Consider the following 16629-nt stretch of genomic DNA (forward strand, 5'->3'; position numbering starts at 1 on the left):
AGGGGAGTGATTATTTGATTAAAAGATTTGCATCATATTATAAACCCTATAAAAAATTATTTTTTATAGATATGTTTTTTGCCCTTCTTATATCTATATCTGATCTGATTTTTCCGATTTTCACTAGAAAGATGATAAATAACATAATCCCAGAAGGCAGAATGGATTTGTTAGTGAGATGGACGATTATAATGATTTTATTATTTATTCTTAGATATATAAGCAATTATATCGTATTATACTGGGGGCATATTTTGGGTGTTAAAATTGAGCATGATATGAGAAGAGATATATTTTCTCATTTACAATCTTTGCCTTTCAGCTATTATGACAATACTAAGACAGGTCATATAATGTCTAGAATAGTAAATGATTTGAGAGATATAACAGAACTTGCTCATCATGGACCAGAGGATTTATTTATATCTTTAGTAATGCTATTAGGTTCTTTTGTAGTGCTAATTAGAATTGAATGGAGGCTTACTTTAATTCTATTTACATTTATTCCTATTGCAATATGGTTTATTATGTCAAAAAGAAATAGAATGTCAAATTCATTTAGGGAAGTAAGGAAAAAGATTGCAAACGTAAATTCACAACTTGAAAATAGTATTTCAGGAATTAGAGTTGCAAAATCATTTACCAATGAGGAGTATGAAATCGAAAAGTTTAATGAGGGAAACCTTAAATTTAGCAATGCCAGGAAAGGGTCATACAAAGTTATGGCTGAATTTTTAGCAGGAATTGGAATTATGTCAAGTATACTTAATTTATTAGTAATAAGTCTTGGTGGTTATTTTGTATATAGGGATATAATTAATTTTGGGGATTTGTTTTCATTCACTCTTTATGTTAATTTCTTTATGCAGCCAATCAGAAGGTTGTCTGAATTTTCTCAACAATTTCAAGATGGTATGACGGGATTTGAAAGGTTTATTGAGATCATGAATATAGAATCTGATATTACCGATAAAGAATGTGCAATAGAATTAGATGATGTAAAGGGAAATATTAAATTTAATAATGTATCCTTTAGTTACAATAATGGTAAGAATACAGTACTTTCCAATTTGGATCTTTCCATTGATGCAGGAAAAACTATAGCTTTAGTTGGACCTTCAGGTGCAGGAAAGACTACACTATGTCATCTTATTCCACGATTTTATGAAATAGAAGAAGGAGAAATATTAGTAGATGATATAGACATTAGGGATATTAAAATTAAAAGCTTGAGAAAGAAAATAGGATTAGTTCAGCAAGAAGTATTTTTATTTACTGGTACAATTAGAGATAATATAATATATGGAAATCCTGAGGCAAAGGATGAAGAAATAATTGAGGCAGCTAAAAAAGCAAGAATACATGATTTCATATTATCTTTACCAGATGGATATAATACCTATATAGGTGAGAAAGGAGTAAAATTATCTGGAGGGCAAAAACAGAGAATTTCAATTGCCAGATTATTTTTAAAAAACCCTCCAATTTTAATACTAGATGAAGCTACTTCAGCACTTGATAATGAAACTGAAATAATGATACAAAAATCTTTGGAAGATTTATCTAAGGGAAGAACCACATTAGTAATAGCCCATAGATTATCAACAATAAAAAATGCCGATGAAATTCTAGTATTGACTTCTGATGGAATTGCAGAAAGTGGAAATCATGAAGAATTGTTAAAAAAAGATAATTTATATGCTAAGCTATATAAATCTCAATTTAAGGATTTATTGGAAGAATAGTATCAAAAGCATCTCCCATATCATATTATATTAAAGGAATATAAAGGGGAGGTGTTTTTATGTATTATGATTATCCTGAATTATATTACAGAATCTATCCTAAGGTTATAGCAGCAGTAAATGAACATTTGGATGAAAATTATTCTATGGAGAATATTACTAAGGAGCAAATGGAGAAAATGGTTGATGACATATATATAAAAATGGTACATGAATGTCCAGAGATACATGAAGATCCATATGAAAGAAGGTATAGAGGAAGAGTCAGAGCTGAGCAAAGGGTGTTTTATGGAAGGAGTAGGATTCTTAGGGATTTAATAACAATATTATTGATTTCAGAGATATTCAGAAGAAATCAAAGTTTTTATCCATTATAATAAATAGGCTGAAAGCAGCCTATTTTAGTTTGAATATTGTTTTTTGGGAAATATATATATAAGAATATAAAATGTAAAAGCTTTGTAACTATTTATTAATTTATTTGTAACCAATAGAATTAATATTTATAATATGCTAGAATTAAATATAGCATAGTCAATATATAGAGAGGTGACATAAATGAAAAGAAAACATGTTTTTTTAGCTGCTATTATACTATTTTTAATTGGCAGTACATCAGTAAAGTTCTTTTTTAATTCGACGAATACAGTTGTAGCTGTAAGTGTAGTAGATACCTTAGATATAATGGGAGAAAAAAATCCTATTAATAGAGCATTAGATCAAGAAATCAGACAAATTAAAGAAGAGCGATTTAAAGCTGAAATGGAAGCTAAAAGAATAGAAGAAGAAAAAATTGCAGAAGAAAGAGTTAAAAATGGTAAAATAGCTTATTTAACCTTTGATGATGGGCCGTCTAAACAATCAACACCTGCAATATTAGACATATTATCTGAATATGATATTAAAGCTACTTTTTTTGTTTTAGGGAGAATGGCAAAACTTAATCCAGATATGATAAAGAGAATTAATGAAGAAGGCCATTCAATTGGACATCATTCTTATAGTCATAATTATGGTTATATCTATAAAAATACCAATAATTTTTTAGGGGAATTAAAATTAACAGAAAAGGTACTTAAAGATATTTTAGGAGAAGATTTTGAAACAAAATTATTAAGATTACCAGGTGGTTCTTTTGAAAAGCATAAGCAAAAGTTTTTAAAGGTGACAGGAGATTTGGGATATAAAAATTACAATTGGAATGCGTTAAATGGCGATGCAGAAGGAGTAAGTTTGCCAAAAGATAAATTAGTAAATAGATTAAAGTCTACAGCTAAAGGGAAGAAGGAAATTATTATACTAATGCATGATACTGATGCTAAGAAAACAACAGTGGAAGCTTTGCCTGAAATAATAGATTATCTTATAAAAGAAGGGTACGAATTTAGGGCATTGGATCAATACTAAGATTGGGATGTGATTTTTAATGGATAAATCAATTCTTGTGGTAGAAGATGAATCTTCTATAAGAAAGTTTGTAAAAATAAACTTAGAGAGAAATGGTTTCAAAGTACTTGAAGCTGAAAGTGGAGAAGAAGGAATAGCAATAGCAAGAAAAGAAAAAATAGATATGGTAATTCTGGATATTATGCTACCAGGAATTGATGGATTTCAAGTATGTAAGGTTTTACGAGAAGAATTTCCAAATTTAGGGATAATAATGCTAACGGCTAAATCTCAAGATGTAGATAAAATAATGGGGTTAGAATATGGAACAGATGATTATATGACTAAGCCATTTAATCCAACGGAGTTAGTCTTGAGGGTAAAATCTTTAGTAAGAAGGATAGAGTCATCGGAGGACATAGAGGAAAGCACTATATTAGTTTCTAAACCTTTTGAAATAGATACTTATTCTCGTAAGTTTTATAAAGAAAGTTGTGAAATAGAACTTACTCCTACGGAATATGCTATAGCTAAACTCTTTCTTCAAAATCCTGGAAGAGCTTTTAAAAGAGATGAGATTTTAAACCTAGTATGGGGATATGACTTTGTAGGGGATTCTAAAATTGTAGATGTGAATATCAGAAGACTTAGAGCTAAAATAGAATATGACTCTAGTAATCCTAGTTTTATAGAAACGGTTTGGGGAATTGGATATAGATGGAAGAATGTAGATTAAAAAATCTATCGATTAGCTATAGTATTGAGAGTAGAGGAAATATAAATGAAAAAAAGTATAAAAATTAGATTGGTTAAGAACTTTATGCTAATAATTATTATAACTGTAGTTATTTTAGAGATTGTTCTCATAAACGGTGTAAAGGATTATTATTATAAAAATATTGAGGATATACTTACTAATCAAATAGAGTTTTCTATAGATTATTATTTAAGATATTTTTCATCTGATACATTGGAAGATACTGTTGTAGACGATGTAGATGCATTTTGGCAACATACAACAGCACAAGTTCAGATACTTAATTTTGATGGTGAGTTATTAATGGATTCATTAGGGGTTACAAATGATAATTCTAATTTGTATCCAGATATAAAAAATGCAGTAAATGGGCAAAAGGGTGTTTGGGTAGGAAATGTAAACTATTATAATAGCCCAGTAATGTCTGTTTCTATACCTATAAAGGATAGAGATAAAATTATAGGACTTATTAGATTTATTACCTCTCTTAAAGGAACAAATGATATGATAAAATCTATTTCTTTTTTATTATTGGGGATGGGACTTATAGTTATATTTATCTCTGGTATAGTAAGTATTTTTCTTGCAGATTCAATTGTAAGACCTCTTAAAGAAGTGACAGAGATAGCAGAAAAAATGGCTGATGGACAGCTTAAAGTCAGAAGTAATATTCAGTTGCAAGATGAGATTGGTAAATTGTCAGATACATTAAATTATATGGCTGAAGAATTAATCAAGAAAGAGCAGATAAAAAATGACTTTATATCTTCTATATCCCACGAGCTTCGCACTCCACTTACATCTATAAAAGGATGGGCTATTACACTAAAATCTGAAGACTTTGGTGGAAATGAAATTGTATTAGATGGACTTGAGATAATTGAAAAAGAAAGTGATAGACTTAGTAATATGGTTGAAGATCTTCTGGATTTTTCTAGATTTGTTTCTGGAAGAATAAAGTTAGAAAATGATGAGTTCCAGATAAAGGATACAATTGGAATGATTGGAAAACAATTAACTCCTAGAGCTATAAATAATAGAATTGAATTTATTATAAATATAGATCAAGGTCTTGGATATATGCTTGGAGATGAAAATAGAATAAAGCAAGTACTTATCAATCTCTTAGATAATGCATTTAAATTTACATCAGAAGATGGTAAGGTCATTTTAAATGCATATAAAGAAGATGATAATCTAGTATTAGAAGTAAAGGATACAGGAATTGGCATATCTGAAGAGGATTTACCTAAGATAAAGGAAAAATTTTATAAAGGCAAAAATAGTAAATCCCATAGTGGGATTGGGTTATCTATTTGTGATGAAATCGTTAAACTTCATAATGGAATTATGGAAATAACATCAAATATTAACGAAGGAACGAAGGTAACTATAAAGCTGCCACTAAGGGAGGCTTTTAAATGAAAAAAGTATATTTGATTATATCTACTATAATCCTAGTTGTTTTTTTAAGTTCTTGTAGTGTTAATAAATTTGAAATAAAAGATAGGATAAAGACTCCAGAAAATAATTTGCCACCTATAGAAGGAAAATGGACTATGGATAAGTTCATTGATAGTCCTTATAAAAAAGGAGAAGTAGAAGATTCTGAAAATTTAACGGGAAAAGAAGCTTTATTTCATAAATCTGCTATAGTAATAGGTGAGAATTATGCTATAGAACCAACCTATAGATTGAAGAATGTAAAGCTTGCTGATTATTTATTATATAAATATAAAATAGAACCTAAAGAACTGGGGATTTCAGATGATAATGCTCAAATAATAACCATATATAGTAATGATCAATATTTTCATGAATTTATTAAATATAATGATAATGAAATGATTACATTTATTGAAGATAGATTTTATTTTTTAAAAAAGAGTGTTGACCAAATAAGTAAGGAAGAAATTGATAGGTATATAAATATTGAAGAGAGTATCATGAGAATTTCAAATACTGAGGAAGTTGATACTTTACGTTCAGGCATCCTTTTAGGAATAAAATCTCGCTTTTATGATGAAACGAATCATCTTGATACCTGGGAATATAAGACTATTTGGATTCGAGCAAATAATCGTAGTATAGCTTCTATATATGAAATGGGAAATCTATTAGTACCAAGAAAAAAAGGATTTTGGTTAGTAAATGTAGAAAGAGAAAATATAGATAACTCTTTAAATGATAAAATTAAAGCAATACAAAAAGGGGATATTAAAGAAGAATTTCTTGATAATAGAGAAGCCTACTCATTTGGAGCTCTTTTGGAATCAAGGGCAAAGACTTTATATCCATCTATACTTAAGAATATTTTATACATTGGTAATGATTATATCTCTACAGAATTAATTGATTTATCAAATGGGAAAAGAAACTTAAAAGTTTATCCAATTGATCACTTAGAAGATGAAAGACCTATTAAAATTTCAGATATAATTGGTCAAGAGGGATTGAGCGTATTTAAAGAAGGTGCTCAAAATGCAATTAAAACAAATTCAAATATACTACTGGATGAGGAAAGTTTTGGATTAGCTCGAAGAAATGGATACTGGATTATGAAGGGAAGAATAAATTATAAAAGTGATGACGAAGAATATTATAAGGATTATAATATAAAAACAATTCCTCCTAAAGAATTAGTTAATTACGATAAGTTGACTATACCCTGGAGCATTGTAAAATCAAAAGTACCTGAAGCTATAGATGCTTTTACATCACCTAATGAAGATATAATAATAATCGTGACTAGAAGAAATTTATTATTATATTCAATTAATAACAATGAAATATCTCAAAATGAAATAGGTAGAATTAAAATGGATAATTCAGAAACTGTTATTATGGCAGAATGGGCTACAGGTAGATATACTATGTTATGGGAAGAAGAATTTTTGAAAAATGAAACGGAAGTAATAAAATATTAAGCAAAAAATGGGGGATGGGAATGAATGAGTTCATAGTTCATTTGGAATTTGCAAAAATATTGGGGATATTTATATTTAGTGCAATAATTATTACTTCTGTAATGTATTTTATTTTCAAAAAAAATAGATTTATAAAATATATCCCAGGATTTGTTTTAATGATTATTGGAATATACAATTTATTTTATATAGGAAATGATAGTTCTAATTTAGATAGAGTTAATAGACTGCTAATTATTATGGTTACAATGGTTTCTGGATTTATTGGACTATCTACAGGACTTATTATTGGAATATTAAAAAAAGGTAGGGAATAGGTTAAATATCCCAAAGAATTTTATTAGATGTAGCTATTCCTATGGCACCAGCATCTAAACTAGAGTTTAAATCATATTTATCCGTAATTAAACCACTGGCAATTACGGATATTTTTGTTTCGTCAATAATATTTTTTATTATTTTAGGCATTATGCCAGGCAACAATTCGACAGCATTGGGACGTATTTGTTTTATAGAAGATATGGAATTGTTAAGAGAATGTGAATTAGAAATAAATAATCTTTGTATAGTGAATACACCCATATCTTTACTTAATTTTACTAAATGGCTTTTCTCTGTTATTATTCCATCGGGAGAAATATTCTTAATTATATATTCTAAGCCCAAAGTATCCTTGGAAAAACCATCAATAGAATCAATATATATATATATACCTTTATTTTCTAATCTTATTTTATTTGTTATTTCTTTTAAATAGAATATATTTCCTGTAGTAAGAAATATAATTTCACAAGGAGACTTTAAGGCATCATCTAGTCTATTTAAGTCTTGAACAGTTGCAATTATAGGATTTCGTAGGATTCTATCAAAAAAGTGAACCATTATCTCACCTCTAGAACTTTCTATTATTTAATTATGAGCTTTTATAAGTTTTAGTTTTTGTTGCCTAGAGAATTGCTTTATTGCATACTCTCTTTTTTGTGCATCTATTTTATTATTAAATTCTTCAAAATATACTAGCTGTACTGGCAATCTAGAACGAGTATATTTAGAAGCTTTACCTGAATTATGCATAGATATTCTTTTATCTAAATTTATAGTCCAACCTGTATAAAGAGTATTGTCATTACACTGCAAAATATATACATAACACAAACTTAATCACCTAATCTTTCAAAATATCCTTAACTACTTTAGAGATAATATCATAAGAATATCCTTTTCTTTGCAGAAAACCAGAAAGTTTTCTATATATACTATTGTAATCATCATTTTTATAAGATTTTAGTTTTTTTAATGCTATTTCCATTGCTATTTCATATTGTTCCTCATAGTCAACAATAAGAAGCTCATCTATTATATCCTTAGATATTCCTTTTAATATCAATTCATATCTTATTCTTTTTGGACCAAGTTTATTTAGATTTGTCTTATCTTTAATAAAAGATTGGGCAAAATCTTTGTCATCTAAATACCGATTTTCTCTACAGTAATTCATAGCATATTCTATATGTGAGCTTTCAAAACCTTTACGTTTCAAAGCATTATATATCTCGTTTTCTGATCTTTGCCTATAAGATAGTAGGTTCAGTGCATGATTCAAAACTTTACTTCGTTCCTCAGCTTCTAATACTTCTTTAATAAATTCATCATTTACTTCCATGTCAATTTCTAATTTATATTTATATCTTAATTCTTCGTCAATTCCTATGGAGAATATATTATCCACATAAATATTAACTCTGTTTTTATTTCTTTGTGGTTCAATGCTGGTAATTTTCATAATAACTCCTTTTATTTATCTCTTTGATTAATCAATATATATATACCCAATAAAATTAATAATATTGGCCAAAACTTCCTTAGACTTGCTAGTTGGAAGGTGAACCAAGGAAAGATTACCCTAGCTAACATAAAACTACCCCAAATTATTAATCCACCACCTATGAGCAAAGGGGTGTTGTTGCGAAGTTTCTCATTACGTACACTGTAATCATCGCTATAAATAATTCCGTCATCTTCAGGTATAACTAAACCACAAATTAGATAAACTAACACTGTAGTACCAAAAGATGGTAATCCAATTAATATCCAAGCAATGCGGACTACAGTAGGGTCAATATTAAAATATTCTCCTATACCACCGCAAATACCAGAAAATACTCTATTATTTTTAGAACGTTTTATTTTATTCAAATTAACACCTCATTTCTTGTATAATATTTTATCAGATTTTTGTGATTGTTTAAATAGGCGTTATAAAAATTTAAACTAATTCACAATCTATAAGGTTTATGATAACATAAGTAAATAAAGAGAATTTTGGAGGTAGCTATGTATAATATATTAGCTTTATTATTCAAATATATATTTATTGTAATTATATATCTATTTATTTTCAGTATTATTAGACTTATTTATCTAGACATAAGAGGAATTGAGGGAATAAGTTCAGATGCTAATGTATATTTAAAACTTATTAATAGAAAGGATTCATTGCCATTTAAAATGAAGGAATATTACTTTATTAAAGAAGTTATTTCTTTAGGAAGACATGGAGATAATAATATTGTGGTAAAGGATCCCTTTGTTTCCAAAAGGCATTTCCAAATAATAGAAGATGAAGGAGATTACTATTTGGAAGATTTGAATAGTGCTAATGGAACATATTTAAATGGAGATAGGATATTTGATGTAGTAAGATTAAATGATGGAGATATTATTAGAGTAGGGCAAATAGAATTTTTATTTGTAGATAGATGATAGGAGAATATTATGTTTAAAAGAGTAATTAAGGGAAAATCCCCAAGAAATTTATTATTTGTTTTTGAAATTTTGGCTTTGCTTTTATTATTAATTTATCAAGGAGAAAAAATTGATAAATTAACTTTGGGAACGGGATTAGGATTGGTATTAGTAATATATTTATCCAATTATTTACTAACTAAAGTTTCAACCGGAGATAATTATATATTTTTAATTGTTACTATGCTAATATCCATAGGTATTATAATGATATATAGAATTGACGAGGGGCTAGGTATTAAACAGCTAATATGGTTGTCCGCTGGTATATTTATATTTTTTATAACTTATTTTATTTTAAAATATATAAGAGGATGGGGAAATTGGATTTATCTTTATATAGCTGGAGCTTATATTCTCTTTTTTATAACTTTTATATTTGGAAGTAGAAAAAAGGGAGCTATAAACTGGGTAAGTCTAGGGAAAATTGCTTTTCAACCAGCTGAAATTACGAAGCTTTTACTTATTTTTATATTAGCAGCTTATTATTCCAATATTTCAAAATGGAAGGAAAGAAAGTATTCATCGTATTATTTAATGGGAATAGTATATTCCTTTATTACATTATTGTTTTTACAAAGAGACTTAGGGACGTCCTTAGTTTTTTATGCCATATTTATTGCAATACAATTTATTTATGAAGAAGACAGAAAATTAGTATTATATAATATTGGTTTTTTTGCCATTGGGGGTATATTGGGGTACACATTATTTGACCATGTTAAAATTAGGTTTCAAGCCTGGTTGAATCCTTGGAAATATATAGAAAGACAGGGATATCAAATAACCCAGTCTTTATTTGCCATTGCTGAAGGTGGATTTTTTGGCAGTGGTTTGGGACTTGGATATCCAGATTTTATTCCTGTTGTATATACAGATTTTATTTTTTCAGCTATTTGTGAAGAAATGGGAATATTTACTGGGATAGGCATAATAATGTTGTTTATGATTTTAGTATATAGAGGTTTTAAAATTGGAATATCACAGGAAAATCAATTTTATAAAATACTTGCTTTAGGTATCAGTACTTTATTTGGTATACAATCTTTCATTATATTAGGTGGGGTGCTTAAGATGATACCATTAACAGGATTAACTTTACCTTTTGTAAGCTATGGAGGCAGTTCAATAGTGTCTAGTTTTATTGCCCTTGGAGTATTGCAAGTATGCTCTGAGGAAATAGAAGTAAAGGAGTATGCTGATGAACAAGGAGAATAAAAGAATAGTTGTTGTTTTAATAGGACTTTGCCTAATGTTTATATCTTTAATAATATATATTAGTTATTTTCAAATTTTTGAAGCAGAAGCAATAAAAAATAACAGCTATAATAAAAGATTATGGATTAATGAAGAATCAATATTAAGAGGCTCTATATATGATAGAAATGGAAAAACATTAGCCTATAGTGAAAAAATAGATGATACTTATAAAAGATATTATATATATGGTAGGTTATATAGTCATATAATAGGATATAGTTACAGAGAATATGGCAAGTCAGGTTTAGAGCTTCAATACAATAATACATTATTAAATATAAATGAAAATGCTGCAATAAATGAAATAAAGAATATTGTAGCACCAACAACTGAAGGAAATTCCATTAAGCTGACTATAGATCATGAACTCCAAGCTAAAGCAAGAACATTATTAAAGGGTAAGAAGGGTTCTATTGTGGCTATGAATCCTAGTACAGGAGAGATATATGCAATGGTTAGTCTTCCAGACTTTGATGTTGCAAATTTGAAGGCAGATTGGAAGGCAATAACAGAAAGCCCTGATAGTCCACTTATTAATAGAGCTACACAAGGGCTATATCCACCAGGCTCTACATTTAAACTTATAACTACTATTGCTGCCCTAAACACAGCAAATTTAGAGGAATCTTATAACTGTACAGGTAGTACAAATATTAATGGTTATGTATTTAAAGATTATCAAGGAAAAGCACATGGAAATATAGATTTAAGACAAGCATTGATTAAATCATGTAACACATATTTTACTACAAAATCCATTGAAATAGGGAAAGATAGAATAGGGAATACAGCAGAAAGATTTATGATAAATAATAATATTCCCTTTGATTTACCTATTAAAAGTTCACAGTTTCCTTTTAAAGAGAATTTAGATAAAACAGATATAGCTGCTGCAGCAATAGGGCAGGGGAAAGTATTAGTTACACCATTGAATATGGCTTTAATAGTATCTGGAATAGCAAATGAAGGACAGATAGTAAAACCTATTCTGGTTAAAGAGATTATATCTAAAAATAATAAGGTTTTAAAAAATAATACTACTGAAGTTTTATCCCAAGGAACTGATTCTATTACAGCTAATGAACTTAAAGATATGATGGTAGATGTAGTAAAATCAGGAACGGGGAAGAATGCAAGAATAAAAAATATAAAAGTAGCTGGAAAAACTGGTACTGCTGAGAATTCCTCAGGTAAGTCTCATGCATGGTTTGTCGGCTTTGCACCAGCAGATGAGCCCAAAATTGCAATTGCAGTGATATTAGAGGAGGAAGGGTCAACTGGAGGGAAATCTGCAGCACCTATAGCTAGGGACATTATGATTCATGCAATAAATAATATCAAAGATTAAAAGGAGGTAATTGGATGGAAAGTAATAAAGAAATACTTGAGAGAAAAGATATTAAAAAAGAACATCAGTGGGATTTGGAGTCTATGTTTATTAATTTTAATGAATGGGAGAAATCTTATAATAAAGCTAAGGAAATGGCTAGAGATTTTATCTTATATAAAGGTGGAGTAGTCTCCAGTGCTGAAAATTTTTATAATGTACTTAGAGATAAAGATGATTTATATAGAATAACAGAACATTTATATTCATATGCTCATATGAAATTAGATGAAGATACTAGAGAAGGAAAATCTCAAGAACTATCAGACAAGGGTCTAGGTTTGTATGTAGAAGTAGAAGAAAAAACTTCATTTTTAGTGCCGGAGATATTAACTTTAGAGCCTAATACATTAGATAGGTATTTTCAGGAAAAGCCTGAATTGAAGGTATATAAACAATATATTGAAGATATAATGAGACAAAAAGAACATATACTTTCTTCTAGAGAAGAATCTATATTGGCTCAAATGGGAGAAGTGGGAAATTCACCACAGAAGATATTCTCAATGCTAAATAATGCTGATTTGAAGTTCCCGACTATTAAGGATGAAGATGGCAAAGATGTGGAAATCACTCATGGTAATTTTATTCCACTTATGGAATCAAAGAATAGAGATGTAAGAAAAAAAGCTTTTGAAGCACTATATAATACTTATAAAGGATTCAAAAATACATTTGCAGCTTCACTAAATGGAGATTTAAAAAACAATATATTTAATTCAAATGTAAGAAAATATAAATCAAGTAGAGAAGCATCTTTAAATCAAAATAATATATCTTTATCTGTATATGATAATTTAATCAATTCAATTCATAATAATCTAGGCAGTATGTATAAGTATATGGAAATCAGAAAGAGAGCTTTGGGAGTAGAAGAACTTCATATGTATGACTTATATACTCCAATAGTTAAAGATGTAGATTTGAAGATACCATATGAAGAAGGAGTAGAAATAGTAAAAAGGGCATTAACTCCCCTTGGTGAAGAGTATATGGCAGTAGTAGAAGAAGGATTTAGTTCAAGGTGGATAGATATATATGAAAATAGGGGCAAAAGATCTGGTGCATATTCAGGAGGTTCCTATGATTCCAAACCATTTATATTATTAAATTATCATGACACATTGGATAATGTGTTTACAGTGGCTCATGAATTAGGGCATTCAATCCATAGCTATTTTACAAGAAAGACACAGCCTTTCGTTTATGGAAATTACTCTATATTTGTAGCAGAAGTTGCGTCAACAGCAAATGAAGCTTTACTTATGGACTACATGTTAAAGAATGTTAAAGATAAAAATGAGAGATTATATTTATTAAATCATTATCTAGAAAGCTTTAGAACTACAGTGTTTAGACAAACTATGTTTGCAGAATTTGAAAAAATAATAAATGAATATCTTGAAAGTGGCGGAGCTATAACTGCAGATTATCTATGTGAAACCTACAAAGATATTAATAAATTGTATTATGGACCAAATATGGTAGTGGATGACGAAATAGGAATGGAATGGGCAAGAATACCTCATTTTTACTATAATTATTATGTATTTCAGTATGCAACAGGCTATTCTGCAGCAGTGGCATTGTCTGAAAAAATATTACAAGAAGGAAAACCAGCAGTAGATAGATATATAAACTTTTTAAAGAGTGGAAGTTCAGATTATCCGATAAATGTATTGAAATCAGCAGGAGTAGATATGACAACAGAAGAACCAGTAAGTAATGCAATGAAATTATTTAGTAAGCTAGTTGATGAAATGGATAAGCTAATATAGGTATAAATATAAGGGGGAAAGAGATGGTTACTGTACAAGCAAGACCGGATTCTATTTCAATGATATGTTCATATATTATCTATAATACTTCTAGCTATAATAGATTTAGATATATATTTGTTTAAAAGATAATTAAAGTTATGAATAACCTATTCTCAATAGGAGATGATAGTATGAATAAGAAAAAGATTGTATTATTCTATGCTTTGATAATAACTTTCATAGTTGTTTTTATTATAAAGACTAAAAGTAATATTTATAAATATTATGATAATAAAGGCATAAAAAAGATGGATATTGAAAATATTATTGATGAAAGAATGGGTTTGGGAACATTAAGTATAAAATTAACAGAGCTATTAGAAAAATATGAGATTGAAGATGAATATTCATTAGTTGAGAAAATTGTAATGGACAAGTTTGCCAATAAATCAGTTGAGGTCAAGATGGACATAAAGCCTAAAGATATGCCAAGTATGTATGGTGTAATATTTGAAGAAAACTATGTTGTGGATTTAATAAAAAGACATAGTGGCAGTAAAACGAGTAAAGAAGACTATAAATTTAATCTTGAGTATTTAAAAGATAATTATGAGGAACTATTAAAATTTGAAAATATTAAAGATAAAAATCATATTAAAAATAATTATATAGATGAATATATTGAAATCTATAGCCACTATGAGTAAGTTTAATAGAATTCACTACTAGTTTCTACAAGTGAGTAGTGAATTCTATTTGTATTTGTTAGGAAAAGTTTTCTATAAAAATTTACTCTTAAGATTATTCCAATACATATTCTTATCAAAGTTTAATTTTTTAATAGTTTTATCGGAAATTTTTAAATCAATACTTGTAATATTATTATATTTAAACTCAACTCCATCATTTATAACTAAAATTGAATTTTCATATCTAAGTTCTGGTCTGATAGATATAATTATATCTCCAGGTATTACTGCACTATTTGGTAGAGATCTATAAGCTTTTGAACTAATAGGGGATAATGGGGTGAGTTGCAAGGTTTTCAAGGATGGATAAATTATACTGCCACCACTAGAAAAGTTATAGGCAGTACTGCCTACAGGTGTTGATATAATAACTCCATCACCACTAAAGCGTTCTAAATGATTGCCATCTATAAATATTTCTAAATGAACAACTTTTGATTTAAGTCCCTTAATAACTATTTCATTAACACCAGTTAGAAAAAAAGTCTTGTTTTTAGTACATATATTTGCACTTACTAATGAAATTTCTTCTACGATATAATCCTTTTCTATATATTTATCAATAAACTCATCTATGTTTTCTGGTAATATCTCTTGAAAAAAACCTAAATGTCCAGTATTTATTCCTACAAATGGGGTATTTGGAAACTTGTTACGATGTATTGCACGTAGAAAAGCTCCATCACCACCTACACATATATTAAGCTCTGCATTATCGCTATAATTTTCTGGAATATAAAATCCTTTATATTTAAGCTTTTCTGATAAAAGTTTAGATGTTTTCTTTGATTCGAAGTTATAATTTGAAATAATATTTATTATTCTGTTATCCGTAAGTTTCACAAATTGACCCCCTAAATGGTTTTAGCCTTTAAAATTAAATAAAATTTGATATAATTAGTTTACCAATATTATATAATAAAGATAAGAAAATTTGGAGGGAAATATGAATTTATTTGAAGAAAGTGAAAATATTGTTGTTTTTGAAGTCCAAGAGGATGGGCTGGATTTAGAAGATTTTCTTTCCAGTAATGATATATCAGGAAGATTGTTTAGAAAACTATATAAGGCAAAGCAGATATATGTGAATGGTAAATTTAAGCGGAAAGGATTAACTCTAGAAAAAGGAGCAGTAGTTTCTATTTATATGGAAGATGAAAATGAAAACACAAAGCCAGAGAAAATGGATATAGATATTGTCTATGAAGATTTTGATTTTTTAATTTTAAACAAACAGCCAAATATCGTTGTACATCCAACAAAATCCCATCAAGAAAATACTTTATCCAATGGAATATCTTATTATTTTAAGGAAAAAGGTATAAAAAAGAAAATAAGATTTGTCAATAGATTAGATATGGATACTACTGGAATATTAATAGTGGCAAAAAATCCTTTTGCTCATCAGCAGATGGCGTTACAATTTGAATCTAATAAAGTGGAGAAAAAATATCAGGCAATAGTAGATGGTATTGTAGAAAAGGATGAAGATTATATTGACTTGCCAATTGGTAGAGAAGAAGATAAGAGTATTAGAAAAGTAGTAACTGAGAAAGGTCAAGAGGCATTAACTAAATATACTGTTATTGAAAGATATAAAGATGCAACTTTACTTGATGTACAAATATTTACAGGAAGGTCACATCAGATCAGGGTTCATCTAGACCATATAGGTCATCCAATAATTGGAGATAGTTTATATAATAAAGAAAGTCCCTATATAAAGAGGCAAGCCCTCCATTCATATTATTTAAAAGTAAAGCATCCTAGGACGAAAAAGGATATAGAATTTATTGCCCCATTACCTAAGGATATGAAAAAATTAATAGATCATCTAAAGAATAAGTAAAATA

The 16629-nt window shown here is 28.3% G+C and carries 18 protein-coding genes; 13 read left to right on the plus strand and 5 right to left on the minus strand.

The genetic code is table 11. The features are described from left to right. Positions 1 to 14 precede the first annotated feature (14 nt). From RT714_RS09640 to RT714_RS09670, 7 genes are all read left to right on the plus strand, one after another. A complete protein-coding gene (locus RT714_RS09640; protein WP_313757358.1) occupies positions 15 to 1745 on the plus strand; it encodes an ABC transporter ATP-binding protein in 1731 nt (576 codons plus the stop codon). Positions 1746 to 1804: 59 nt separating this feature from the next. Beyond that, on the plus strand, positions 1805 to 2122 hold the full coding sequence (locus tag RT714_RS09645; protein ID WP_313757359.1) for a hypothetical protein: 318 nt from the start codon (positions 1805 to 1807) through the stop codon (positions 2120 to 2122). 181 nt (positions 2123 to 2303) lie between these two features. After that, entirely contained in the window at positions 2304 to 3152 is an 849-nt protein-coding gene (locus RT714_RS09650) for a polysaccharide deacetylase family protein (RefSeq protein ID WP_313757360.1), read from the plus strand. 19 nt (positions 3153 to 3171) lie between these two features. Next, entirely contained in the window at positions 3172 to 3867 is a 696-nt protein-coding gene (locus RT714_RS09655; RefSeq protein ID WP_313757361.1) for a response regulator transcription factor, read from the plus strand. 45 nt (positions 3868 to 3912) lie between these two features. Further along, positions 3913 to 5313, plus strand: a complete 1401-nt coding sequence (locus tag RT714_RS09660; RefSeq protein WP_313757362.1) for a HAMP domain-containing sensor histidine kinase — start codon at positions 3913 to 3915, stop codon at positions 5311 to 5313. Next, entirely contained in the window at positions 5310 to 6815 is a 1506-nt protein-coding gene (locus RT714_RS09665; RefSeq protein ID WP_313757363.1) for a hypothetical protein, read from the plus strand. Before RT714_RS09660 ends, RT714_RS09665 begins: the two co-directional genes overlap by 4 nt. Before the next feature lie 20 nt (positions 6816 to 6835). After that, positions 6836 to 7132: a hypothetical protein gene (locus RT714_RS09670; RefSeq protein ID WP_313757364.1), complete on the plus strand. Its 297-nt coding sequence runs from the start codon at positions 6836 to 6838 to the stop codon at positions 7130 to 7132. A 1-nt stretch (position 7133) separates the two neighbouring features. Here RT714_RS09670 and RT714_RS09675 read toward each other — a convergent pair whose 3' ends face one another. Genes RT714_RS09675 through RT714_RS09690 form a run of 4 tightly spaced genes read right to left on the minus strand, consistent with a single transcriptional unit; the run spans position 7134 to position 9011 of the window. Further along, positions 7134 to 7697: a glycerol-3-phosphate responsive antiterminator gene (locus RT714_RS09675; protein WP_313757365.1), complete on the minus strand. Its 564-nt coding sequence runs from the start codon at positions 7695 to 7697 to the stop codon at positions 7134 to 7136. Positions 7698 to 7724: 27 nt separating this feature from the next. After that, a complete protein-coding gene (locus RT714_RS09680; RefSeq protein WP_313757366.1) occupies positions 7725 to 7970 on the minus strand; it encodes a GIY-YIG nuclease family protein in 246 nt (81 codons plus the stop codon). 10 nt (positions 7971 to 7980) lie between these two features. Continuing rightward, positions 7981 to 8598 (minus strand): RecX family transcriptional regulator, encoded by a 618-nt coding sequence (locus tag RT714_RS09685; protein ID WP_313757367.1) that lies wholly within the window; start codon positions 8596 to 8598, stop codon positions 7981 to 7983. Between the two features lie 11 nt (positions 8599 to 8609). After that, on the minus strand, positions 8610 to 9011 hold the full coding sequence (locus RT714_RS09690; protein ID WP_313757368.1) for a PspC domain-containing protein: 402 nt from the start codon (positions 9009 to 9011) through the stop codon (positions 8610 to 8612). Between the two features lie 138 nt (positions 9012 to 9149). Between RT714_RS09690 and RT714_RS09695 the strand changes: the two genes are divergently transcribed. The 5 genes from RT714_RS09695 (at position 9150) to RT714_RS09715 (ending at position 14734) form a co-directional block, all read left to right on the plus strand. Beyond that, positions 9150 to 9578: an FHA domain-containing protein gene (locus RT714_RS09695; protein ID WP_313757369.1), complete on the plus strand. Its 429-nt coding sequence runs from the start codon at positions 9150 to 9152 to the stop codon at positions 9576 to 9578. A 12-nt stretch (positions 9579 to 9590) separates the two neighbouring features. Next, positions 9591 to 10838 carry an FtsW/RodA/SpoVE family cell cycle protein gene (locus tag RT714_RS09700; protein ID WP_313757370.1) on the plus strand — a complete coding sequence of 416 codons (1248 nt, stop codon included), beginning with the start codon at positions 9591 to 9593 and terminating at the stop codon, positions 10836 to 10838. Next, positions 10822 to 12228: a penicillin-binding transpeptidase domain-containing protein gene (locus RT714_RS09705; RefSeq protein WP_313757371.1), complete on the plus strand. Its 1407-nt coding sequence runs from the start codon at positions 10822 to 10824 to the stop codon at positions 12226 to 12228. Before RT714_RS09700 ends, RT714_RS09705 begins: the two co-directional genes overlap by 17 nt. A 14-nt stretch (positions 12229 to 12242) precedes the next feature. Continuing rightward, complete coding sequence (gene pepF / locus RT714_RS09710; protein ID WP_313757372.1) at positions 12243 to 14045, plus strand: oligoendopeptidase F; 1803 nt, start codon at positions 12243 to 12245, stop codon at positions 14043 to 14045. A 173-nt stretch (positions 14046 to 14218) separates the two neighbouring features. Next, on the plus strand, positions 14219 to 14734 hold the full coding sequence (locus RT714_RS09715) for a hypothetical protein (protein ID WP_313757373.1): 516 nt from the start codon (positions 14219 to 14221) through the stop codon (positions 14732 to 14734). Positions 14735 to 14806: 72 nt separating this feature from the next. Here RT714_RS09715 and RT714_RS09720 read toward each other — a convergent pair whose 3' ends face one another. After that, complete coding sequence (locus RT714_RS09720; protein ID WP_313757374.1) at positions 14807 to 15619, minus strand: NAD(+)/NADH kinase; 813 nt, start codon at positions 15617 to 15619, stop codon at positions 14807 to 14809. 103 nt (positions 15620 to 15722) lie between these two features. On the opposite strand from RT714_RS09720, the gene RT714_RS09725 reads away from it, so the two are divergent. After that, the gene (locus RT714_RS09725) at positions 15723 to 16625 is read left to right on the plus strand and encodes an RluA family pseudouridine synthase (RefSeq protein ID WP_313757375.1); all 903 of its coding nucleotides are present in this window, start codon (positions 15723 to 15725) and stop codon (positions 16623 to 16625) included. The last annotated feature ends 4 nt before the right edge of the window (positions 16626 to 16629 follow it).

The sequence above is a fragment of the Tissierella sp. genome, from assembly GCF_032104385.1.
Taxonomy (GTDB): Bacteria; Bacillota; Clostridia; order Tissierellales; family Tissierellaceae; genus Tissierella.

Excerpts from the sequence above, each read along its gene's own strand:
- RT714_RS09645 (WP_313757359.1), top strand. The coding sequence starts at position 1,805 with ATGTATTATGATTATCCTGAATTATATTACAGAATCTATCCTAAGGTT.
- RT714_RS09650 (WP_313757360.1), top strand. The coding sequence starts at position 2,304 with ATGAAAAGAAAACATGTTTTTTTAGCTGCTATTATACTATTTTTAATT.
- RT714_RS09655 (WP_313757361.1), top strand. The coding sequence starts at position 3,172 with ATGGATAAATCAATTCTTGTGGTAGAAGATGAATCTTCTATAAGAAAG.
- RT714_RS09660 (WP_313757362.1), top strand. The coding sequence starts at position 3,913 with ATGAAAAAAAGTATAAAAATTAGATTGGTTAAGAACTTTATGCTAATA.
- RT714_RS09665 (WP_313757363.1), top strand. The coding sequence starts at position 5,310 with ATGAAAAAAGTATATTTGATTATATCTACTATAATCCTAGTTGTTTTT.
- RT714_RS09670 (WP_313757364.1), top strand. The coding sequence starts at position 6,836 with ATGAATGAGTTCATAGTTCATTTGGAATTTGCAAAAATATTGGGGATA.
- RT714_RS09675 (WP_313757365.1), bottom strand. The coding sequence starts at position 7,697 with ATGGTTCACTTTTTTGATAGAATCCTACGAAATCCTATAATTGCAACT.
- RT714_RS09685 (WP_313757367.1), bottom strand. The coding sequence starts at position 8,598 with ATGAAAATTACCAGCATTGAACCACAAAGAAATAAAAACAGAGTTAAT.
- RT714_RS09695 (WP_313757369.1), top strand. The coding sequence starts at position 9,150 with ATGTATAATATATTAGCTTTATTATTCAAATATATATTTATTGTAATT.
- RT714_RS09700 (WP_313757370.1), top strand. The coding sequence starts at position 9,591 with ATGTTTAAAAGAGTAATTAAGGGAAAATCCCCAAGAAATTTATTATTT.
- RT714_RS09705 (WP_313757371.1), top strand. The coding sequence starts at position 10,822 with ATGAACAAGGAGAATAAAAGAATAGTTGTTGTTTTAATAGGACTTTGC.
- pepF (WP_313757372.1), top strand. The coding sequence starts at position 12,243 with ATGGAAAGTAATAAAGAAATACTTGAGAGAAAAGATATTAAAAAAGAA.
- RT714_RS09715 (WP_313757373.1), top strand. The coding sequence starts at position 14,219 with ATGAATAAGAAAAAGATTGTATTATTCTATGCTTTGATAATAACTTTC.
- RT714_RS09725 (WP_313757375.1), top strand. The coding sequence starts at position 15,723 with ATGAATTTATTTGAAGAAAGTGAAAATATTGTTGTTTTTGAAGTCCAA.